The 21502-nt window shown below is 75.2% G+C and carries 18 protein-coding genes; 13 read left to right on the forward strand and 5 right to left on the reverse strand.

Features of this window, described 5'->3' with window-relative positions; genetic code table 11:
- Window positions 1–94: 94 nt before the first annotated feature.
- The 9 genes from ABT403_RS36035 (at window position 95) to ABT403_RS36075 (ending at window position 12319) form a co-directional block, all read left to right on the forward strand.
- Window positions 95–1570: a VWA domain-containing protein gene (locus ABT403_RS36035; RefSeq protein WP_344158960.1), complete on the forward strand. Its 1476-nt coding sequence runs from the start codon at window positions 95–97 to the stop codon at window positions 1568–1570.
- A 110-nt stretch (window positions 1571–1680) separates the two neighbouring features.
- Window positions 1681–3453 carry a glycosyl hydrolase family 18 protein gene (locus ABT403_RS36040; RefSeq protein ID WP_425580177.1) on the forward strand — a complete coding sequence of 591 codons (1773 nt, stop codon included), beginning with the start codon at window positions 1681–1683 and terminating at the stop codon, window positions 3451–3453.
- A gap of 69 nt (window positions 3454–3522) precedes the next feature.
- A complete protein-coding gene (locus tag ABT403_RS36045) occupies window positions 3523–4119 on the forward strand; it encodes a HutD/Ves family protein (protein WP_344158104.1) in 597 nt (198 codons plus the stop codon).
- A 77-nt stretch (window positions 4120–4196) separates the two neighbouring features.
- Window positions 4197–4955 carry a carbonic anhydrase gene (locus ABT403_RS36050; protein ID WP_344158107.1) on the forward strand — a complete coding sequence of 253 codons (759 nt, stop codon included), beginning with the start codon at window positions 4197–4199 and terminating at the stop codon, window positions 4953–4955.
- Window positions 4956–5096: 141 nt separating this feature from the next.
- The gene (locus ABT403_RS36055; protein ID WP_425580193.1) at window positions 5097–5897 is read left to right on the forward strand and encodes an RNA polymerase sigma-70 factor; all 801 of its coding nucleotides are present in this window, start codon (window positions 5097–5099) and stop codon (window positions 5895–5897) included.
- Window positions 5898–6009: 112 nt separating this feature from the next.
- The gene (locus ABT403_RS36060; protein WP_344158113.1) at window positions 6010–7272 is read left to right on the forward strand and encodes an SGNH/GDSL hydrolase family protein; all 1263 of its coding nucleotides are present in this window, start codon (window positions 6010–6012) and stop codon (window positions 7270–7272) included.
- Window positions 7273–7418: 146 nt separating this feature from the next.
- Window positions 7419–8378: a PLP-dependent cysteine synthase family protein gene (locus ABT403_RS36065; protein WP_344158116.1), complete on the forward strand. Its 960-nt coding sequence runs from the start codon at window positions 7419–7421 to the stop codon at window positions 8376–8378.
- 123 nt (window positions 8379–8501) lie between these two features.
- A complete protein-coding gene (locus tag ABT403_RS36070) occupies window positions 8502–11060 on the forward strand; it encodes an ATP-grasp domain-containing protein (RefSeq protein WP_344158119.1) in 2559 nt (852 codons plus the stop codon).
- On the forward strand, window positions 11057–12319 hold the full coding sequence (locus ABT403_RS36075; RefSeq protein WP_344158122.1) for an MFS transporter: 1263 nt from the start codon (window positions 11057–11059) through the stop codon (window positions 12317–12319). The genes ABT403_RS36070 and ABT403_RS36075 overlap by 4 nt, the downstream gene beginning before the upstream one ends.
- A 73-nt stretch (window positions 12320–12392) precedes the next feature.
- Here ABT403_RS36075 and ABT403_RS36080 read toward each other — a convergent pair whose 3' ends face one another.
- The 3 genes from ABT403_RS36080 to ABT403_RS36090 all read right to left on the reverse strand — a co-directional run bounded on the left by ABT403_RS36080 (window position 12393) and on the right by ABT403_RS36090 (window position 14343).
- Entirely contained in the window at window positions 12393–13307 is a 915-nt protein-coding gene (locus tag ABT403_RS36080; protein WP_344158126.1) for a carbonic anhydrase, read from the reverse strand.
- Between the two features lie 146 nt (window positions 13308–13453).
- Window positions 13454–13681 (reverse strand): DUF6296 family protein, encoded by a 228-nt coding sequence (locus ABT403_RS36085; RefSeq protein ID WP_344158129.1) that lies wholly within the window; start codon window positions 13679–13681, stop codon window positions 13454–13456.
- 32 nt (window positions 13682–13713) lie between these two features.
- The gene (locus ABT403_RS36090; RefSeq protein WP_344158132.1) at window positions 13714–14343 is read right to left on the reverse strand and encodes a hypothetical protein; all 630 of its coding nucleotides are present in this window, start codon (window positions 14341–14343) and stop codon (window positions 13714–13716) included.
- 119 nt (window positions 14344–14462) lie between these two features.
- Here ABT403_RS36090 and ABT403_RS36095 point away from each other — a divergent pair, with 119 nt between their 5' ends.
- Window positions 14463–15113, forward strand: a complete 651-nt coding sequence (locus tag ABT403_RS36095) for a MerR family transcriptional regulator (protein ID WP_344158135.1) — start codon at window positions 14463–14465, stop codon at window positions 15111–15113.
- Window positions 15114–15142: 29 nt separating this feature from the next.
- Here ABT403_RS36095 and ABT403_RS36100 read toward each other — a convergent pair whose 3' ends face one another.
- Window positions 15143–15763, reverse strand: a complete 621-nt coding sequence (locus ABT403_RS36100; RefSeq protein WP_344158138.1) for an L-threonylcarbamoyladenylate synthase — start codon at window positions 15761–15763, stop codon at window positions 15143–15145.
- 169 nt (window positions 15764–15932) lie between these two features.
- Between ABT403_RS36100 and ABT403_RS36105 the strand changes: the two genes are divergently transcribed.
- Genes ABT403_RS36105 through ABT403_RS36115 form a run of 3 tightly spaced genes read left to right on the forward strand, consistent with a single transcriptional unit; the run spans window position 15933 to window position 19863 of the window.
- Window positions 15933–17381 (forward strand): L,D-transpeptidase, encoded by a 1449-nt coding sequence (locus tag ABT403_RS36105; protein WP_344158140.1) that lies wholly within the window; start codon window positions 15933–15935, stop codon window positions 17379–17381.
- A complete protein-coding gene (locus tag ABT403_RS36110; protein WP_344158143.1) occupies window positions 17378–18679 on the forward strand; it encodes an MFS transporter in 1302 nt (433 codons plus the stop codon). Before ABT403_RS36105 ends, ABT403_RS36110 begins: the two co-directional genes overlap by 4 nt.
- Window positions 18676–19863, forward strand: a complete 1188-nt coding sequence (locus tag ABT403_RS36115) for an anhydro-N-acetylmuramic acid kinase (RefSeq protein WP_344158146.1) — start codon at window positions 18676–18678, stop codon at window positions 19861–19863. Before ABT403_RS36110 ends, ABT403_RS36115 begins: the two co-directional genes overlap by 4 nt.
- On the opposite strand, the gene ABT403_RS36120 is transcribed toward ABT403_RS36115, so the two are convergent.
- Window positions 19778–21499: an asparagine synthetase B family protein gene (locus ABT403_RS36120; RefSeq protein WP_344158964.1), complete on the reverse strand. Its 1722-nt coding sequence runs from the start codon at window positions 21497–21499 to the stop codon at window positions 19778–19780. The genes ABT403_RS36115 and ABT403_RS36120 overlap by 86 nt on opposite strands.
- Between the last annotated feature and the right edge of the window lie 3 nt (window positions 21500–21502).

Here is a 21502-nt window from a genome sequence, read left to right on the forward strand (position 1 = left end):
CGGCGGCCCGGACCCCGTACGGCGGTCCGGGCCGCCCGCCGGGTTCCGCCGCCCGCGGCGCGCTCCACCGGGCAGACTGTCCGACGTGACGACAATGAGCAAAGGCGCCAACCTGCCGGTCGCGGCATCCTCCGTCAGAGCCGTGCTCGGCTGGTCCCCCGGGCCGGGCGTGCCCGACGTGGACGCGTCCGCGCTGCTGCTGGCCGGCGGCGGACGGGTCCGCTCCGACGGCGACTTCGTCTTCTACAACCAGCCCCGGCACGCCTCCGGCGCCGTACGCCACGTCGGCAAGCGGCCCGGCGCCGACACCCTTGACGTCGACCTGGCGGCCCTGGAGCCGGACGTCGAGCGCGTCGTGCTCTGCGGCTCCGCCGACGGCGGCACCTTCGGGCACGTCCCCGGGCTCCACCTGCGGCTGCTCGACGCGGTGTCGGGGGCGGAGGTGGCCCACTTCGCCATCGAGGCCGGGCCGGAGACGGCCCTGATCGGCGGCGAGCTCTACCGGCGGGCCGGGGTGTGGAAGTTCCGCGCCGTCGGCCAGGGGTACGCGAGCGGGCTCGCGGGACTGGCCACGGACTACGGCATCACCGTGGACGACGCCCCGCCCGCGCCGACGCCCCCTCAGCCGCCCGTCCCCGTAGGCCCGCCCGCCCCGGCGCCCGTTCCGGCCCCCGCTCCCGCGCCCGCCCCGGTGTGGCCCGCGGCTCCGGCGCAGACGCCCGCCCCGGCCCCCGCCCCGGCGGCGGCCCCCGCGCCCGCCTCCGTACCCGCCCCCGCCTCCGCCCCCGCCGAGACCGTCGTCCGTCTGGTCAAGGGCGAGGAGTGGCTCCCCCCGGAGATGCGGGGCCGGCTCTCCCTGCGCAAGGAACAGGTGGCCGTCAGCCTCCGCAAGGCCGGCGCCGCCGACATCACCGCCCGCGTCGTCCTGGTCCTCGACGCCTCCGGCTCGATGAGCACCCTCTACTCCCGGGGCACCGTCGCGGGCGTGGTGGAGCGGATGGCCGCCGTCGCCGCGCAGCTGGACGACGACGGCGAGATGCAGGCCTGGACCTTCGCCACCCACCCCGCCCGGCTGCCCGACCTCGCCATCGGCGACCTCCCGGAGTGGCTGCGCCTGCACGTGCGCGTCGGCCAGATGAGCGTCTTCGGCCGCAAGCGGGCCCCCAGGGGCCTGGAGCCCGGCCAGGTCGACATGCGGCAGGTGGGTTTCCAGAACGAGGAGCAGAAGGTCATCGCCGAGGTGCGCGCCTTCGTACGGGCCAATCCGGTACCCGCGCCCACCCTGGTCCTCTTCTTCTCCGACGGCGGGGTCTACCGCAACGCCGAGATCGAGCGGGAGCTGCGGGAGGCCGTCGAGGAGCCGGTGTTCTGGCAGTTCGTCGGCCTGGGCCGGGCCGGCTTCGGGGTGCTGGAGCGTTTCGACACGATGCCCGGCCGCCGCGTCGACAACGTCGGCTTCTTCGCCGTCGACGACATCGACCGGATCTCGGACCCCGACCTGTACGACCGGCTCCTGTCGGAGTTCCCCTCCTGGATCCGCGCGGCCCGGCAGGCGGGCATCCTGCGCTGAACCCCCGGCTCCCGGCGGGGCGCGGATCGGCCGGCCCCCTTGACCCGGACCTGGTCCAGACCAATCATGAGGCGTCCGCCCGTTCGCTCGCGCCCCACCGGGAGCCTTCGTTGAGACTGCGTCAGCATGCCCTCCGCCGCTTAAGCGCGGCCTGCGCCACCCTCGTCACCTGCGCCGGACTGCTCGGCGCCGCCGGCGCCGGGCCCGCCCGGGCGGCCACCCCCTCCGCGGCCACCCCACTGCCCGCGCATGTCTTCGCCCCCTACTTCGAGGCGTACTCCTCCGACAGTCCCGCCGACCTCGCGCAGAAGTCCGGTGCGAAGTACCTGACGATGGCCTTCGTGCAGACCGAGGCCAAGGGCTCCTGCACCCCGTACTGGAACGGCTCCACCGCGCAGCCCGTCGCCGGCTCCGTCTTCGGCGCCGACTTCGCCGCCATCCGGGCGCGCGGCGGCGACGTCATCCCCTCCTTCGGCGGCTACGCGGCCGACAGCGGGGGCACCGAGATCGCCGACAGCTGCACCAGTGTCGACTCCATCGCCGCCGCCTACCAGAAGCTGGTCACGACCTACGACGTCGCCCGCCTCGACATGGACATCGAGGACAAGTCCCTGACGAACAAGGCCGGTGTCGACCGGCGCAACCAGGCGATCAAGAAGCTCCAGGACTGGGCCGCCGCCTCGGGCCGCCCCCTCCAGATCTCCTACACCCTCCCCACCACCACGAGCGGACTGGCCGCCAGCGGACTGGCCGTCCTCAAGAGCGCCAAGGCCGCCGGGGCCCGGGTCGACGTGGTCAACCTGATGACCTTCGACTACTACGACGGCGCCTCCCACGACATGGCCGCCGACACCCGTACGGCCGCCACCGGGCTCTACGACCAGCTGGCCGCCCTCTATCCCGGCCGGACCCCCGCGCAGCTGTGGGGGATGATCGGCGTCACCGAGATGCCCGGCATCGACGACTACGGGGCCGCCGAGACCTTCACCACCGCCAACGCCACGGCCGTCTACGACTGGGCGGTCTCCAAGGGGATCAACACCCTCTCGTTCTGGGCCCTCCAGCGCGACAACGGCGGCTGCCCCGGCACCGGCGGCTCCGACACCTGCTCCGGCATCGCCCAGGACCCCTGGTACTTCACCCACACCTTCGCCCCGTTCACCGGCGGCGGACCGGCCGCCGACGACTTCTCGGTCTCCGTGGCCCCCGGCTCCGCCTCCGTGCCCCCGGGCACGAGCACCACCGCCACCGTCTCCACCCAGGTCACCTCCGGCGCGGCGCAGCCCCTGGCCCTGACCGTCTCCGGCGCCCCCGCCGGGGTCACGGCCACCCTCACCCCCGACGCGGTCACCGCCGGCGCCACCGCGAAGCTCACCGTCGCCGCCTCGGCCACGGCGGCCCCCGGCACCTACCCGCTCACCGTCACCGCCGCCGGGAAGACCAGCCACACCGGCGCCTTCACCCTCACGGTCCCGGGCCCGGGCGGCGGTGGCGGCGCCCTCGTCAACGGAGGCTTCGAGACCGGCTCCCTCACCCCCTGGACCTGCGAGAACGGCGGCTCGGTCGGCACGGCGCCGGTCCACTCGGGCACCTACGCCGTCTCGGCCAACCCGGACTCCGCCCACACCGGTGAATGCGCCCAGACCCTCACCCTCGCCCCCGGCACCGCGTACACCCTCAGCGGCTGGGTCCAGGGCAGCTACGCCTACCTCGGGGTCCGGGGCGGCGCGAACGCCAGTACCTGGACCGGCTCCACCGGCTGGACCGCGCTGACGGTGCCCTTCACCACCGGCGCCTCCGGGACCGTCACCGTCTACCTGCACGGCTGGTACGGGCAGGGCGCCGTCCACGGCGACGACTTCGCCGTGAGCCGGGCCGGTTAGGCTCGGCCGCAGCGCCCCGGGTCCGTACCGGCCGCCGGGCGGTACGGACCCGAGGGAAGGAAGCCCCGTATGACCGGCCCCGCCGACGTCACGATCCTGCGCGCCGCCGACCGTACGGCGGTGCCCTGGAAGAACGGCGGCGGGGTCACCCGCGAGATCGCGGCCCGGCCCGGGGGTGCCGGGACGGAGGGGTCCGCCTGGCGGGTCAGCCTCGCCGAGGTCGCCGGGGACGGCCCCTTCTCGGAGTTCCCCGGGGTCGACAGGACCCTGACCCTCGCCGAGGGCGCCGGCATGGAGCTCACGGTCTCCGGGGTGGCCCGCCGCGTCGACGAGCGCTACGCGCCCTGTGACTTCCCCGGCGACGAGCCCACCGGCTGCCGGCTGCTGGACGGGCCCGTCGTGAACTTCAACGTGATGTACCGGCGCGGCCGGGTCGCGGCGGACACCGCCGTCGTCCGGGGCACGCTCGCCCTCGCTCCCGCGCCGGAGACCGTCCTGCTGATCGTGGCCCTGGACGGACCGGCCCGCCTCGACCACCCCGGCGGCGGCGTCGAACTCGGCCCGTACGACGCCGCCTTGCTGGAAGCCCCCGTGGCGCCGTGCCGGGTGCGCACCGCAGGCCGGACGGCCGTCGTCGCACTGCGGACGATCACCCCACGGGATTGAGCCGCCCGCGCGGGGGTTTCGGACAACCGTTCGCGCACCCTTGGGTCAAGCCGGGACAAAGCGCCATGCTGGCGCGCATGGTCTCGAACACGAGCACGTCGAACGCCGATTCCTTACGTGAGGGGGCCGCGCCCAGCCGGCGCGCCCTGCTGCGGACCGCCGTCGCCGGTACGGCCGCCGCCGGATCCGTCCTCGCGCTCGGCTCGGCCTTCCCCGCCTCCGCCGCCCCGCCCGCCCCGGGCCCCGGCGGCCGTCCCGCCACCCCCGAACAGGCCCGGCGTGAACTGGAAGCCGGCAACCGGCGCTGGCGCACCTTCCACGAGCGGCACCCGCACGAGTCGCCGTCGACCCGGTTGCGGCTCGCCACCGGCCAGCACCCCTTCGCGATCGTCCTCGGCTGCGTGGACTCCCGGGTCCCGCCCGAACTCGTCTTCGACCAGGGGCTCGGCGACCTGCTGACCGTCCGCTCGGCCGGCGAGGTGCTGGACGAGGCCGTGCTCGGCAGCATCGCGTACGGGGTGCTGGAACTGGCCGTCCCCCTGGTGCTGGTCCTCGCCCACCAGTCCTGCGGAGCCGTCGGTGCGGCCGTCCACGCCGATGAGACCGGCACCCCGCTCCCCGCCCACATCCAGTACCTCGCCGACCAGATACGCCCGTCCATCGACCACGGCCGGCAGGGCGACGCCCGCATCGCCGCCACCATCGACGCCCACGCCCTGCGCACCCGCGACCGGCTCGCCGCCGAACCCGACCTGGCCCGCGCCATATCCGCCGGCAAGCTCGCCATAGCCGCCGCCCGCTACGACCTGAAGGACCAGCGCGTCCGCACCCTGTAGCCCCGGCGTCCCGCCGCACCTGCGGGCCCCGGCCCGAGGCGGGGGAGGCGGTCCGTGCAGAATCGAGCGGTGATCACGACCGAACCCGAGACGGACCCCTTCCACGAACACCGAAGGCTCCTGTTCGCCACCGCCTACCGCATGCTGGGCACCGTCAGCGACGCCGAGGACATCGTCCAGGACGCCTGGCTGACCTGGAACAAGGCCGACCGCTCGGAGGTGCGCCACCCCAAGGCGTACCTCGTGCGCACGGTCACCAACCTGTCCCTGAACCGGCTCACCTCCGCCCGCGCCAAGCGGGAGGAGTACGTCGGACCCTGGCTCCCGGAACCCCTGCTCACCGAACCCGACGTGGCGCAGGACCGGGAAATCGCCGAAAGCGTCTCCACGGCGATGCTGGTCGTCCTGGAGACCCTCTCGCCGGTGGAGCGCGCCGTCTTCCTCCTGCGCGAGGTCTTCGGTTTCTCCCACGCGGAGATCGCCGGTTTCCTGGACCGGGAGGAGCCGGCCGTCCGGCAGATCTCCTCCCGCGCGCGCAAGCACGTCGCCGCCCGCCGGCCGCGCTTCGACACCGACACCGCGGAGCGCGAGCGCGTCACCGACCGGTTCCTGGCCGCCTGCGCCGGGGGCGACATCAACGCCGTCCTGGAGATGCTCGCCCCCGACGTCACGGCCTGGTCCGACGGCGGCGGCAAGGTCACCGCGGCCCGCCGCCCGCTGTACGGCGCCGACCACGTGGCCCGCTGGCTCTTCGGCGTCCTGGCCAAGCCCGCCAACGCCGCGGCCGTCGTCACCCCGGCCTTCATCAACGGGGAGCTCGGCGTCCTCACCGAGGTGGACGGCAACCCCGTCGCCGCGCTCACCTTCGACCTGGAGAACGGCCTGATCCGCAACCTCCGCATCCAGGTCAACCCCGACAAGCTCGCGGGCGTGCGCCGCTGAGGAACCCTCAGGTCCGGTCCCGGCCCGCCGGGACCGGACCCGGGGGACGGGAAATCACGAGGAATTTCCGGCACTCCTGTCACATCCGGGGGCCGGCACGGGTCAGGGTGGTGTGAACAAGAACAAGACCGCTCTCGCCGTCCCGCTGGCCGCCGCCCTCCTGGCCGCGGCCGCCACCACCCCCGCCGCCGCGTACGGCAACCCCTGGCACAGCGCCTGGGGCGCCTCCCCGCAGACCGCCACCCACACCGACTGGTTCCCCAACTGGTCCGAGGAGGGCTTCCGTAACCAGTCGGTGCGCCAGGTGATCCGGGCCGGGGCCCAGGGGAGCGAACTGCGCGTGCGCCTGTCCAACGCCTACGGGAAGACCCCGCTGCGCCTCACCGGCGCGACCGTCGCCAAGAGCGCCGGGGGCGCGGCCCTCCAGCCCGGGACCGTACGCCCGCTGCGCTTCGGCGGCGGGGCCGCGGTGACCCTCGCGGCCGGCGCGGAACTGTCCAGCGACGCCGTGTCCCTGCCCGTCCAGGCCTTCGAACAGCTCACCGTCACCCTGTACTTCCAGGACCCCAGCGGCCCCGCCACCTTCCACAACGTCGCCATGGCCACCTCCTTCCGGGCCGACGGCGACCACCTGCGCGACGCCGCCGGGGACGCCTTCTCCGCGCCCGGGAACCAGAGCTACTCCTGGTACTACCTGGCCGGGGTCGACGTCCGCAGCCCCGCCGCCCCCGGCCCGCGCCGGGACGCGGTCGTCACCTTCGGGGACTCCCTCACGGACGGCTTCGGCGCGACCCCCGGAGCCGACCGCCGCTACCCCGACGCGCTCGCCGCCCGGCTCGCCGCCCAGGGCCGGCCCCGCCCGGTCCTCAACGCCGGCATCGGCGGCAACAAGGTCCTCACCGACTCCGCCTGCTTCGGCGAGAGCGCCCTGAACCGCTTCCGGCGCGACGCCCTCGGCCGCCCCGACACCGGCACGGTGATCGTCCTGGAGGGCACCAACGACATCGTCCAGCCCGACGGCCCCCAGGACCGCTGCACCACGGGCCCCCGGGTCTCCGCGCAGCAGATCATCGCCGGACACCGGGAGCTGATCCGCGAGGCCCACGCCCGGGGCGTCAGGATCATCGGCGCCACCATCCCGCCCTTCGGGGACTCGGGCTACGGGACCGCGCGGGGCGACGCGGTGCGGACCGAGGTCAACCAGTGGATCCGCACCGGCGGCGCCTACGACGCCGTCGTGGACTTCGACCGGGCCGTCGCCGACCCGGAGCACCCCGAGAAGCTCAAGGCCGAGTACGCCTTCGCCGACCACCTCCACCTGAACGACGCCGGCTACCGGGCGATGGCCGACGCGATAGACGTGAACGCGCTCTAGTACCAAGGGCGTCGCGTCGGTCACCAGCACGCGCGGTGCGCGAGCGGGGCTCCAGCCTCCCCCGAGCCGGGCCCCAATCGCGCACCACCGCACCTGGCTACCTTTCGGAGGACCGACCGCACGTCCAGCACCAAAGGGGGAGCCTCGTGAACAACGCGCTCACCGCCGGCCGCATCGCGGCATCGTTCGAGGATCTCGTCGGCGAGACGCCGTTGATCGAACTCCAGCTCGACGGCCTGCCCGCCACCGCCCGGGTCCTCGCCAAGCTGGAGGCCGCCAACCCGCTGTCCAGCATCAAGGACCGGGCCGCCCTCTTCATGCTGCGGGCCGCCGAGGAGTCCGGCGCCCTCGTGCCCGGAGCCACCGTCATCGAGTCGACCTCCGGCAACACCGGCATCGCCCTGGCCGCGCTCGCCGCCTCCCGGGGCTACCGCTGTCTGATCGTCCTCCCCTCCAACGCCTCGCGCGAGCGCGTGCTGACCCTGCGCATGCTGGGCGCCGAGGTCGAGTTCACCGACCACACCCTGGGCTTCCGCGCCTGCTGCGAGCGCGCCGAACAGCTGCACGCCGAGATGCCCGGCTCCTGGTACGCGCGCCAGCACGAGAACCCCGACAACGTCCGCGCCCACTACACGACGACCGGCCCGGAGATCTGGCGCGACGCCGGCGGCCGCGTCGACTACCTGGTGTGCGGGATCGGGACCGGCGGCACCATCACCGGCATCGCCCGCTACCTGCGCGAGCGCAACCCCGACCTGAAGGTGGTCGCGGTCGAGCCCTCGGGCTCCGCGCTGCTCTCCGGCGGCGAGCCCGGCCCCCACCGCATCCCCGGCCTCAACGGCGGCTTCATCAGCCCCGTGACCGACGTCCACCTCATCGACGAGGTGATCGCCGTCGACGACGCCGACGCCGCCGCCGCCACCCGCGCCCTCGCCGCCCGCACCGGGCTCCTCGTCGGGATCTCCGCGGGCGCGGCCGCGTACGCCTGCGCCGAACTCGCCCGGCGGCACGACCTGTCGGACAGCGTCGTGGCGACCGTGTTCCCCGACAGCGGCGAGCGCTACCTCAGCTGGTGGCCGGAAGCGGAAACCGCCGGCCGGCCCTGAACGCGGCACCGGAGCCCGCCGCACGGCGGACCGGGCCGCCCGCCCCACTCCTTCCCCGCCCCCCACGCCTGCCCGAGTAAGAGCCTGAACATTCCCTGCCGCCGCAGGGGGAGAAGAGAGCGAATGAACCCCGAGCGCACCCTGCTGCTCGTCGGTGGGACCGACGAGACCGTGCAGAAGGCCCACGACCTGGGGCTGAACGTGCTGCTCCTCCAGCACCCGACCAAGGTGAGCGAGGTGCAGAACCGTCTCGCCGCCGCCGTCGAGGTCGTCGACTTCACCGACTGGACCCTGGTCGAGCCCCTGGTCCGGGCCTGGCACGAGAGCCCCGGCTTCGCCGCCGTCGTCTCCCTCACCGAGCCGGGGCTGGAGAACGCGGGCCGGATCAACGACCTGTACGGGCTCGGGGGCACCGGCTACGAGGTCACGGCCCGGATCCGTGACAAGGCGGCCATGCGGCGCTACGTCGCCGAGCACGACCCGGAGCACGCCGTGGGCGCCCGCTCCCTGAAGACCCGCGAGGACCTGGACGCCTTCGGCGCCTCCTACGGCTTCCCCTTCATCGTCAAACCCGTCGACGCCACCGCCAGCATCGGCGTCATGCGCGTGCGCGGCCCCGAGGACGCCGACCGGGTCTGGGACGAGGTCACCCGGCTCTCCGGCACCCGCACCGACCGGGTCTCCTCGCTGTTCGTCCTCAAGGACTTCCTCATGGAGGAGTTCCTGGACGGCCCCGAGTTCAGCGTCGAGTCCTTCAGCTTCGCCGGCCGCCACGTCATCATCACCGTCACCGAGAAGTTCACCTCGGACGGCCACTTCGCCGAACTGGGCCACGCGGTCCCGGCCCGGCTCTCCGAGGCCGACGACGCGGCGATACGCGAGGGCATACGCGGCTTCCTCGACGTGATGGGCATGCGCGACGGCGTCTGCCACACCGAGGTCCGCCTCACGCCGAAGGGCCCCCGCGTCATCGAGGGCCACAACCGCATCGGCGGCGACTCCATCCCCGAACTGGTGCGCAGCGCCTTCGGCGTCGACCTGATCACCCTCGCCGTCGGCCACCCCTTCGGCCTGGTCGAGGAACTGCCCGACCGGCCCGTCGCGCATGGCGGTGCCAGCGTCCGTGCCGTGGTCGGCACCCCCGGCACCACCGTGGAGTCCGTCGCCGGGCTCGACGGGGCCCGCGCCGCCGAGGGTGTCATCTCCGTCACCGTCGGCGCCAAGCCCGGCGACGGCGTCCGCGTCCTCACCGACAACTGGGACCGGCTCGGCCTGATCGCCGTCGCCGCCGAGGACACCACCGCCGCGATCCGCCGCGGCGCCGAGGTGATCCGCGACCACGTCCGCATCACCCTGGCCCACCCGGACGGCACCACCGTCCTCGCGCGGCCCTCCGAGATCGCGCCCCGCGAGAACCTGCTGATCATCCACCGCAACCCGCTGGAGCCGTTCCCGTACCGCTCCTGGCTGCCGGACCACACCGGCGACATCGTCGTCCTCGCCAACCGAGAGAAGATCGAACTCGCCGGCGAGAAGGTCCCCGACGGCAACCTCGGCTACACCCGTCTGGAAGTCCACGACGACTTCGACTCCCCGGAGTTCGAGGCCCGCGCCCTCGAACTCATGGCGGAGCACCACATCACCGGTGTCACCGTGCTGCACGAGGGCGACATGGACCTGGCCGCGCGGCTGCGCCAGCGCGCCGGGCTGCGCGGCCCCTGGAAGGACGACGTCAAGCCCTTCCGCGACAAGGCCCTGATGAAGACCCGCGCCCAGGCCTCGGGCATCGAGGTCGCCCCCTGGGTCCAGCCCCGCACCGCCGACGAGGCCCGCGCCTTCGCGGACGCCGAGGGCTTCCCCCTGGTCCTCAAGGAGCGCAGCGGCTTCAACGCCATCGGCCTGCGTATCCTGCGCGACGCGGCCTCCTTCGAGGAGACCCTGGCCGAGGCGTACGCCGCCGGCGAGCGGGACGACGTCCTGCTGGAGGGCTTCGTCCCGGGCCGCATGTGCCACGTCGACGGCGTGGTGCGCGACGGCCGCGTGGCCATGGCCTGGCCCTCGCAGTACCAGTACGACCTGTCCTCCTTCGCCTCCGACCCGGGCCCGCGGATCGACCTCACCCTCGACGAGGACGACCCGCTCACCCCGCGCCTGCTCGACCTCGCCGAGCGGGTCCTCGCCACCCTGGCCCCCGAGGGCTCCCGGCTGCGCGACCACGCCTTCCACATGGAGGTCTTCCACACCCCCGACGACCGTCTGGTGCTGTGCGAGATCGCCTGCCGCCCCGGCGGCGCCAAGATCCGCGAGGTCTTCCACAGCCTGTTCGGAGTACACCTCGGCGAGTACGCCGTCCGCGCCGACGCCGGTCACCCGCTCCCCGACGCCGTCCGCCGGGGCGACGACCCGGCCGGGCTGCCGAGCCCGCGTCACATGGCCGGCCAGCTCCTCATGATGAAGCGGCCCGGCCTGGTGCGCGAACTGCCGGCCGTCCCCGACGAGCCCTGGCTCGACGGTTTCTGGCTCTACGCGGAGGAGGGCCAGGTCATCGCCCCGGCCTCCGGATCCTCCGACTTCCTCGCCGCCGCCGTGGGCACCGCGCCGGACCGCGCCGAGTGCGAGCGCCGGCTGCGCGAGCTCGGCGAGTGGGTGCGCGAACACAGCGTGATCGGGGACGCGTCATGACGGGGGCCCGCCTGTCGGCGAAGACGCGGTACATGCTGGGGATGGTCGTCGACGCCACCGGCGCCGGCATGTACCTCCCCCTGTCGCTGCTGTACTTCCACCACGTGACGGGGCTGCCGCTCACCCAGGTGGGCACCCTCATGACGGCCGCCGCCGTGATCGGCCTGATCAGCAACCCGGCGGCGGGCGTCCTCATCGACCGGTTCGGCGCCAAGGCCGTCGTCACCGGCGGGTACCTGCTGCGGGCCGCGGGCTTCTGCACGTACCCGCTCGTCGACAACGGCTACACGATGTTCTGCGTGATCCTGCTGGTGGCGCTCGGCGACACCTCGTACCCGCCGGCCATCCAGTCGTTCATCGCCGAGTTCGTCAAGGGCAACGAGCGGGACAAGCTGCTCGCCGCGCAGCGCAGCCTGCGCAACGCCGGTCTGGGCGTGGGCGGTCTGATCGCGGGCGGGGTCCTGGCCCTGGGCAGCGACGCGTTCTACTACGTGATCGTGTTCTGCACGGCCGCCGGATACGTCCTGGCAGCGTTCTGCTTCGGGTCCATCCCGATCCCGCGCACGGCCCCCGGCGACGCGGCCCCCCGGGTCTCCCGCAAGGGCGGCTACCGCCTCGTCGCCCGCAACCGGCCCTTCCTCGCCCTGACCCTGCTCAACGTGCCGACCGCGTTCGGCTACACGGTGCTCGCGGTCGGCATCCCGGCGTACGTCACCCAGGACCTGGGCGCGTCCACCTCGCTGGTGGGCGTCCTGTACGCGGTCAACACGGTCGGGATCGCGCTCCTGCAGATCCCGGTCACCCGGGCGCTGGTGGCCTTCCGCCGCTCGCGCGCGGTGGCCCTGGGCGCGGCCGTGTTCGCGGCCTCGTTCGTGGTCTTCGCCGCTCTGGCCGCCGTGGGGGACAAGTCCGTCATCCTGGTGGGCATCTTCGCCGCGACCGTCCTGTTCACGGCGGGCGAGCTGATGCACGGCGCCACGGCCTCCGCGCTGTGCGCGCAGGCCGCCCCGGAGGAGACGCGCGGCCGGCACCTCGCCGTCTACCAGCTCTCCTGGGCGGTGCCCAGCGCGCTGGCCCCGGCCGTCCTGACGGCCCTGCTCACCCTCTCGCCGACGGCCATGTGGCTGGTCCTCGCGGTGGGTGCGACCGTCTCGGCCCTGGGCGTCCTGCGCCTGGAGCCCAGGCTGCCGCGCGAGGCGGTCTACCCGGCCCCCCGGCCGGCGAAGGCCGCCCCGGCCGAGCCCGCGCCGGCGGCCTGACGCCCGCCGGTTCCGGAGCCCCGTACCGGGTCGCGTTCCCGCGGCCCGGCACGGGGCTCCCGCGTGCCGCCGCTCAGGACGGCAGGCCCGTCGGCTGAGCGGTCTCCGTCGGCAGGCCGGTGCCGGAGGGCGTGGCGCTGCCGCTGGGCGCGGGGGTCCCCGAGGGCGTAGCGGTGCCGACGGGCGTCCCGGAGGGCTCCGGGGTGGTGCCGGCCGTCGTGCTGGCCGTCCCGGTGGGCAGGGCGCCCGTCAGGACCTCCACCTTCCCGGTGTCGAGGGAGTAGTAGGCGCCGACCACCGCGAGGGTGCCCTTGCGCACCAGCGGTGCGAGGTCCGCGTTGCCGCGCAGCTCGTCGGCGGTCAGCCTGACCTGGGCGCGGATCATCCGGTCGACGGGGTCCGGTCCGCCCTCCTTGACGGTCTGCTCGTACGCCGGGCGCAGCGCCTTCGTGATCGCCTCCAGGTTGCCCGGAAGGGGCTTCCCGTCGCGCGCCGCCTTGTACGCGGCGTCGATCGCGCCGCAGCGCTGGTGCCCGAGCACCAGGACGAGCGGGGTGGCCGAGGTCAGCGGCCCGTACTCGACGGAGCCGGTGACCACCGGGCCGACGGCCTGCCCGCCGGTGCGCAGGACGTACATGTCACCGAGCCCGGTGTCGAACAGCAGCTCCGGCGGCACCCGGGAGTCGATGCAGGACAGGACCACGGCGAACGGGGTCTGGCTCTGGGCGACCAGCTGGCGGCGGGTGGGGTCCCGGTCGGGGTGCTGGAGGTTGCCGTCCACCCACCGCTTGTTGCCCTCCATCAGCCGCGCGTAGGCGGCGGCCGGGGTGGTGGTCTGCGGGTTGGGCGCGGCGGGCTCGGGCCGCCCCCGTGTGCTGCCGGCCGGGATGGCGGGCCTGGCCGTACAGGCCGCGAGCGTGCCCGCGGCGAAGGCCGCCAGGCCGCCGGCGAGCAGGGCCGTGCGGCGCGGCAGTCCTGCGCTGTCCATCGCTTGTTCCTCCGGGGTCGCCGTACGGGTCCCGTCAGCGGGCACCCAGGCGACTATCGGACCCGGCCCGGGCGCGGCGGCCGCAGGCGCGAGCGGCGACGTCCGGGTTTCGCACCGTCGGCCCACACGACGCGGGCGCAACACCCCTAGGGCAGCGGGCGCGCCGTCACCGGCTGGGACGGGACCTGGTGGCCGCCCGTGGCCAGCATCCGCACCTCGCCCCGGTCGCTGATCTCGGCGCGCACGATCCCGGTGGCGTCCGCGTAGACCGGATGCCCGCCGGGACCGGTCGCCTCCGTACGGTCCACGACCACGGTGTCCTCGCCCGTCCCGGCGCCGCCGGGGAACCTCAGCTCGTACCGTCCCGCGCTCATGTGTCCATCGTGGGCCGCCCCGGCCCGCCCCGCTATGCGGGAGCCGCGCAGATCACGTCGTACGGGCGTCCGATCGACAGGGTCAGCTCCATGGGCTCGGTGGTCCCGGACGGGCACTGGCCCTTCTCCTTGACCAGGTCGAGCACCTTGAAGGCGCCGGCGCCGGCCGACGCGCAGGCCACCTCCTGGGCGGAGGAGGAGACGCAGTCGCCCTTGACCAGCTGTCCGCCGCCGGCCCCGGCGTCGCCGGGGTGGTCGCCGGAGAGGTTGCGCCCGCACACCGTGTGGGTGGGGATGCCGCCGCCCTTGGACTTGTCCTTGGAGGTGCCGTACGACACCGACACCCGGATCATCAGGTCCGTCCCGGCCGGGCACTGGACCGAGCCGGGCAGGAACCCGGCCGAGGTGACCTCCAGGGCCTTGAAGGTCGCGCCGGACTCGTCGCAGCCCATCGCCCGGTACCCGTCCGGTGCCTGCTTGGGGTCGGGGCCGCCGCAGTCGCCGACCTGCCAGGACCCGCCGCCGCCCTTCGAGGACGAGGAGGACCCGGACCCGGTGTCCTTGCCGCCGCACGCCGCCGTGAGCGCGAGGCTCAGGCCGAGCGCCGCCACGAGGCCGGCCCGCCGTGCGGCGGTGCGCCGGGTACTGCCGTGCTGGAACATCGTTCTCCCTATCGCTTCGTGCCTGCGGTGCCGCCGGACGGTGGGCCGCGGGTTGGATAGCGTCGCTGTCCAACAGGGGGTGATGAGATAGTGGCGCTATCCGAGGAAAGGCGCAAGGGATGCGGCTGTCAGAGCTGAGCGAACGCAGTGGCGTCTCCACCGCGACCATCAAGTATTACCTGCGCGAAGGCCTGTTGGAGCCCGGCCGCCGGATCAGCGCCACCACCGCCGACTACGACGAGGCCCACCTGCGCCGGCTGCGCCTCGTCCGCACCCTGCTCCAGGTCGGCGGGCTCTCGGTGGCGGCGGCCGGGAAGGTGCTGCGGCACGTGGACGACGACACCGTGGGCCGCACGTTCCGCCTGGGCGCCTCCCTGTGGGCGCTGCCCCACCCGCCCGCGCCGGACGCCGAGGAGGACGACGAGGCCCGGGTCACGGCACGCCGGGAGGTCGACCGGCTGCTGGAGGAGCTGGGCTGGGAGAGCGCCCGCGATCTCGCCCCGCTCAACCCGGACCACGCCTCGCTGGTGGAGGCGGTCGCCTCGCTGATCCGGCTGGGTTACGGGTGGAACGCGGAGATGATGACCCCCTACGCCCGGATGATGCGCCAGGTCGCCGTCCACGACCTGGACTTCGTGGAGACCTTCCCCTCGGAGTCGGAACGGGTGGAGGCGGCCGTGGCCGCCACCATCCTCTTCGAACCGATCCTCCGCGCCATGCACCGCATCGCGCAGCAGGAGGAGACGGTCCGCCGCTACGGGGTCACCTGACGGGGCCGGGCCCGGACCCGGCGGTCCCTCTACTCGAAGCGGTCGGTGTCGCCGGCACCCCGGCGGACGATCTCGGCCTCGCCGGTCGAGAAGTCGATGACGGTGGTCGGCCGCGTCCCGCAGTCCCCGGAGTCGACGACCGCGTCCACCACGTGGTCGAGCCGCTCCTTGATCTCCCAGCCCTGGGTCATCGGCTCGTCCTCGCCCGGCAGCAGCAGGGTGCTGGACAGCAGCGGCTCGCCCAGCTCCTCCAGCAGCGCCTGGGTGACCACGTGGTCGGGGATCCGCACCCCGACCGTCTTCTTCTTCGGGTGCAGCAGCTGGCGCGGCACCTCCGAGGTGGCCTTGAGGATGAACGTGTAGGCGCCCGGGGTGGACGCCTTGATCGCGCGGAACACGTCGTTGTCCACGTGCACGAACTGCCCCAGCTGCGCGAAGTTCTGGCACACGAGCGTGAAGTGGTGCTTGTCGTCGAGCTCGCGGATCTGCCGGATCCGCGCCAGGCCCTCCCGGTTGCCCAGCTGGCAGCCCAGCGCGAAACAGGAGTCGGTCGGATACGCGATGAGCGCGCCGGAGCGGATGCTGTCGGCCACGCCGCTGATGGTGCGCCGCTGAGGGTTCTCGGGGTGCACGTCGAAGTACTTCGCCATCCGCCGAGCCTACGGGACGGGGGACCGGCCCGTTCCGCTCCGCCCCCCTGCTCCGTCCGGGTTCACTTGCGGCGCCCGTTCGGCCGCAGGACCGCGCTTACGATCATCGGTTCGGCTTCTCGTCGCCTTTGATGCTCCCATCCGGACGCACGACAACTGGGAGGGCCGCGTGGCCACATCGCGGACGAAGGCGTGGAGCACGGCGGCCGCGGTGACGGGAGCCCTGCTGGCCGTCGCCGCAGCACCCGGCCGTACCACGGGAGCCGGCACCCCGCAGGGCCCGGACGCCCCCGGCGCGCGGGACGCGGCGGTCACCCTGCTCGTCGGACGGGCCCTGGACCCACGGGCCCTGGACCGCGGCCGCGCCCCCGCCGCCCGCTGGTGCGCCGCCCCCGCCTTCGCCAGCGGCCCCTGCGGCGCCTGGCGGGAACAGCGCGTCCTGGCCACCGCCCACGGAGCCGCGGCCCTCCTGTGGAACCCGTCCCTCGCCGGCACCGGCACGCTCCCCACCGCCGCCGGCGGACCCCTGGAGATTGCCCTCGCCCGCGCCGAGGCGGGCCGCCTCACCGACGTGACCGTACGCGACGGCCACGGCCGGCGGCTCGCCGGCGAACTCGCCCCCGACACCGGCCGCTGGCACAACACCGAACCCCTGCGCGCGGGGGAGGCCTACACCCTCCAGGTCGGCGCCCAGGACGGCGACGGCACCCCGGTCGGGGTGACCCTCGCCTTCCGCACCGCCCGCCCCACCACCGAAGGGGGCCGCCTCACCGCCGAGTTCGGGCCCCGCCCCGGCACGTACGGAGCCGGGGAGATCGTCACCGCCGAACTCAGCCACCCCGTGCCCGCCGACGCCCCCGAGACCCGCGCCCGCGTGGAACAGGCCCTCCAGGTCACCTCCGAACCCCACGTCGAGGGGGCCTGGCACTGGGTCGACGACGCCACCCTGCACTTCCGGCCCCGCACCTACTGGCCCGCCCACACCGTCGTCCGCGTCCGCAGCGGCCTCGACGGCCTCGCCCTCGGCGAGCACGGCTACGGGGGGCCCTCCGAACCCCTGGAGTTCACCGTCGCCGACCGGATCGAGGCCGTCACCGACTCCGCCGCCCACGAGATGACCGTCCGCCGCAACGGCCGGGTCATCCGCACCATCCCGGTCACCACCGGCAAGGCGGGCTTCCTGACCCGCAGCGGCATCAAGGTCGTCCTGGGCAAGGAGGCCAAGGTCCGCATGCGCGGGGACAGCGTCGGCATCCGGAAGGGCACCAAGGAGTTCTACGACCTGCCCGTCCTCTACGCGACCCGGGTCACCTGGAGCGGCGAGTACGTCCACGCCGCTCCCTGGTCGGTCGAGGCGCAGGGCGAGGAGAACGTCAGCCACGGCTGCACCGGCATGTCCACCGAGGACGCCGCCTGGTTCTACGAGACCGTCCGCGAGGGGGATATCGTCGAGGTGGTCAACAGCGGCGGCGACCGGATGTCCCCCTTCGACAACGGCTTCGGCGACTGGAACGTGGACTGGCGCACCTGGCTGGCCGGCAGCGCCCTGACCCCCGCCGCCGCGCCCGCCGCCCCCCGCACCGACGCCGCCGCCTCCCGCCTCGACCCCACCACGTGACCGACCTGGGGCGGCACCCCGCCGCGCCGCCGGCCCCGCCGGCGCGCCGGGTGCTGCTCGCGGGCGCCGCCGGGAACTTCGTCGAGTGGTACGAGTTCGGGGTCTACGGCTGCTTCGCCACCGTCCTCGCCGACCTCTTCTTCACCCCCGCCCCCCGGACGGGCCCGGCGGGCGCCGGACCGCTGCTCGCCGTGTACGCCTCCTTCGCGGTCGCCTTCTTCCTCCGCCCCGCGGGCGCCCTGCTCTTCGGCCGGCTCGGCGACCGGATCGGCCGCCGCCCCACCCTGATCCTCGTCGTCGGCCTGATGACCCTCGCCACCACCCTCATCGGCCTGCTCCCCACCCGGGCCACGGCCGGAGCCGCCGCGCCCTGGCTGCTCACCCTGCTGCGGGCCGTGCAGGGGCTGAGCGCGGGAGGGGAGTTCGGCGGCGCGGTGGCCCTGATGACCGAGCAGGCGCCGCCGGGCCGGCGCGGCCGCCACGGCGCCTGGCAGTCCCTCACCGTCGCCCTCGGCCTCCTCGCCGGCGCGGCCACCGCCGCCCTCCTCGCCTGGCTCCTCACTCCGCGGGCCCTGACGTCCTGGGGCTGGCGGATCCCGTTCCTCCTGGCCCTGCCCCTGGGCCTGACGGCCCTGAAGCTGCGGCGCGGCCTCCCGGAGACCGGGGCCGCGAGCCGCCGCACGGGCGAAGGCGGCCCGGGAAGCCGGGCGACCGCCCGGACCGTCCTCCTCGGGATCGGGAGGATCATGGGCTGGTCCGCCGCCGGGTACACCTTCCTCGTCGTGCTGCCCTCCTACCTCCAGGCCACCCTCGGCGCCACCCCGCGCGAGGCCCTCACGGCCACCGCCCTCGCCAACCTCGGCTTCGCCGCCACGATCCTGCCCGCCGGGATCCTCAGCGACCGGGTCGGCCGCCGCCCCGTCATGCTCGGCGGGGCCCTCGCCGTCACCTTCCTCGCCCTGCCGCTCCTGCACCTCCTCCAGGACCCCGCCATGCCCGCCCCCGCCAAGGCCGCCGCCGTGTGCGGCGCGGGCGCCGCCGTCGGGCTGCTCGCCGGGCCGGGGCCCGCGATGCTCGCGGAGATGTTCCCCGCGCAGGTCCGCTGCACCGGGCTCGGCCTCGCGTACGCCCTCGCCAACGCGGTGTTCTCCGGCTGCGCCGGCCTGGTCATCACCGCCCTGACCGCCGGCACGGGCAGCGGCGACGTCCCCGCCCACTACGCCGCCGGCGCCTGCGCCCTCAGCGCCCTCGCCCTGGCCGGCCTGCGGGGCGACGACCACCGGCGGGCCCTGCGGTGAGGGTGATCGGCCTGATGTCGGGCACCTCCTGTGACGCCGTCGACGCGGCGGCGGCCCGGCTCACCCTCGAGGACGGCGGCGAGACCCTGCGCCTGGTCCCGCTCGGCATGGTCAGCGCCCCCTACGAGGACACCCTGCGGGCCGCGCTCGCGGCGGCCCTGCCGCCCGCGCCCACCGCGCTGGCCGACGTGTGCCGCCTCGACACCCTGATCGGCCGGGCCTTCGCGCAGCTCGCCGCCCGCGCCGACCGCGAACTGTGCGGGGGCCGCGCCGCCCTGATCGCCTCCCACGGCCAGACCGTCTACCACTGGAGCACCGGAGGCCGCGTGCACGGCACCCTCCAGCTGGGCCGCCCCGCCTGGATCGCCGAGGCCACCGGACGCCCCGTGGTCTCCGACTTCCGGCCCCGCGACATCGCGGCCGGAGGCCAGGGCGCCCCCCTCGTCAGCCTGATCGACCTGATGCTGCTGCGCAGCCGGCCCGGAGCCCCCGCCGCGCTGAACATCGGCGGGATCGCCAACGTCACCGCCCTGCCCCCGGCCGGCCCGCCGGCGGCCTTCGACACCGGCCCCGGCAACGCCCTCCTCGACGCCGCCGTCCGCGAACTCACCGCCGGGCGGCTCGGATACGACGAGGACGGCGCCCTCGCCGGCGCCGGCCGGGTCCACGAGCCGCTCCTGCGGCGTCTGCTGGCCGAGCCGTACTACCGGCTGCCCGCCCCCAAGACCACCGGCAAGGAGCTCTTCCACCCCGGCCACCTGCACGCCGCCCTCGACGGCCTCGGCCCCCTCGCCCCGCAGGACCTCCTCGCCACCCTCACCCGGCTCACCGCCCGCACGATCGCCGACGCCCTGCGCCCGCTGCGCGTCACCGAGGTCATCGCCTCCGGCGGCGGCACCCGCAACGCCGTCCTCATGCGGATGCTCCGCGAGGAACTGCCCCCGGACACCGCCCTGCTGGACTCCGGCGCGCTCGGCCTGCCCGCCGCCGCCAAGGAGGCGTACGCCTTCGCCGTCCTCGGCTTCCTCACCCTGCACGGCCTGCCCGGCAACGCCCCCGCCTGCACCGGGGCCCGGGGGCCCCGGGTGCTGGGCTCCCTCACCCCGGGGCTGCGGCCGCTGCGGCTGCCGCCCGCCCCGTCCCGGCCGCCGCTGCGACTGGCCGTCGGGCCGCCGCCAGGGTGAGCGTCAGCGGGCCCTCCGGCCGCACCGGGCGGCGTACCGCGACCGCGAACTCCTCCCGCCACAGCTCGAACACCAGCAGGGCCCAGACGGCGCCCGCGAGCCGGCCGGACGGACGGGCGGAGTGCGCGTGCAGCAACCGCCCCACGGCCGCCGGGTCGAACACCCCGGAGGCGGCCAGGCGGCCGGGGGAGAGCACGTCCCGGACGAGGGCGCCCAGCGCGCCCTCCAGCACCGGCGGCGCGGTGAACGGACGCCACACCCCCGCCCGTCCGACGGCGGCACGGGGCTCGGCCAAGGCCTCCCAGGCCAGGTGCGGCGACAGTGGCAGCCGGGCCCGGACCCCGTGGGCCGCGCTCAGGTGTGCCAGCCGGCGCAGCCCCCGGGCGGGCAGCAGCACCTCCAGCTCGAAGCCGGTCAGCACGCCCCGCAGCGCGGCCCGGCCCCCCTCCCCGCACGCCCCGTCCAGCCGCCCGGCCAGGGCCTGCCCGGCGTCGCCCCGGTCGGCGAGGTACGCGCCGTAGTCGCGGGAGTAGAGCCGCTCCCGCAGGCCGGCGGGGACCACGGCGAGCGCCTCGGCGTACCGGGCCGGCGAACCGTCGGCGACGGCCTCCCCGACCCGGCGGCGGGCCCGGGCGAGCTCGTCCAGCGGGTCCGTGGCCAGCGCGGCGGCGAAGCCCGCCTCCCGCGCCGCCCCGAACAGCGCGGCCCCGGACAGTACGGCCGGATCGGCGTCGGGCAGTCCCGTCCGCCAGACCAGCTCCGCCACCAGTTCCGCCGCCGGCTCCGCGACCCGCCCCGCCCGGGCCCCGCCGCCCCGGCCCTCCGGCGCGCCGACGGACGCCAGCCCGGGCCGCGCCACCGCCGCGAGCCCCTCCGCCAGCGCGAACCCCGGCCCGCCGGAACCGAGCAGGCAGACCGGCCCCGGCCCGCCCGAGCGCCGCCGCACCTGATCCACCGCCCGCTCACGCACCCCGGAGCCCCGCCCCGGCCCGGACTCCGCGCCCGGCCCGGCCCCCGCCCCGGGCAGCAGGCGCAGGCCCCCGCGCCGCGAGCAGACCGCGGTCGTCCCGGGCGGCAGCACCCGCACCCCGTCGATCAGGGTGTGCCCGTCGAGCGGCCCGCCGGTCGCCAGGTACGCGTCCGGCCCGGGCTCCCACAGCCCCGGCGGGTCCGGCAGCAGCGCGAGCAGGGCCGGCACGTCCGGGGCGAAGCACAGCCGGCCCCGCCCGGCGTCCCAGTGGTAGTACACCGGCACGGTGCCCGCCGCGTCGCAGGCCAGCACCAGCACCGGCGCGCCCCGCGCGTCGACCACGGCCGCCGCGAAGTCGCCCTCGACGTGCCGGGCGAACTCCGCGCCGTCCACCTCGTAGGCGGCCCGCACCACGGCCGGCCCGTCGCGGTCGGCGACCCCGCGGCCGCGCACCTCCAGCCGGGTGAACAGGGCGAGCCCGTTGTCGACCGTGCCGTCGAGGACGGCGGTGATCCCGTCCCGGGAGCACGTCCGGCGTGCCGCCAGCCCCCACCCCTCGCCCCGGTTCACGCACGCCCCGCCGGGTGCGGGGTCCAGGAGCGCGGCGGCGGCACGCAGCCGGTGGGAGGGGAGCCGGAAGCCGAAGTGGCCCAGGAAGCGGTTCATGGT

This window comes from Streptomyces sp. NPDC000075 (genome assembly GCF_040301925.1).
Lineage (GTDB): Bacteria > Actinomycetota > Actinomycetes > Streptomycetales > Streptomycetaceae > Streptomyces > Streptomyces polychromogenes.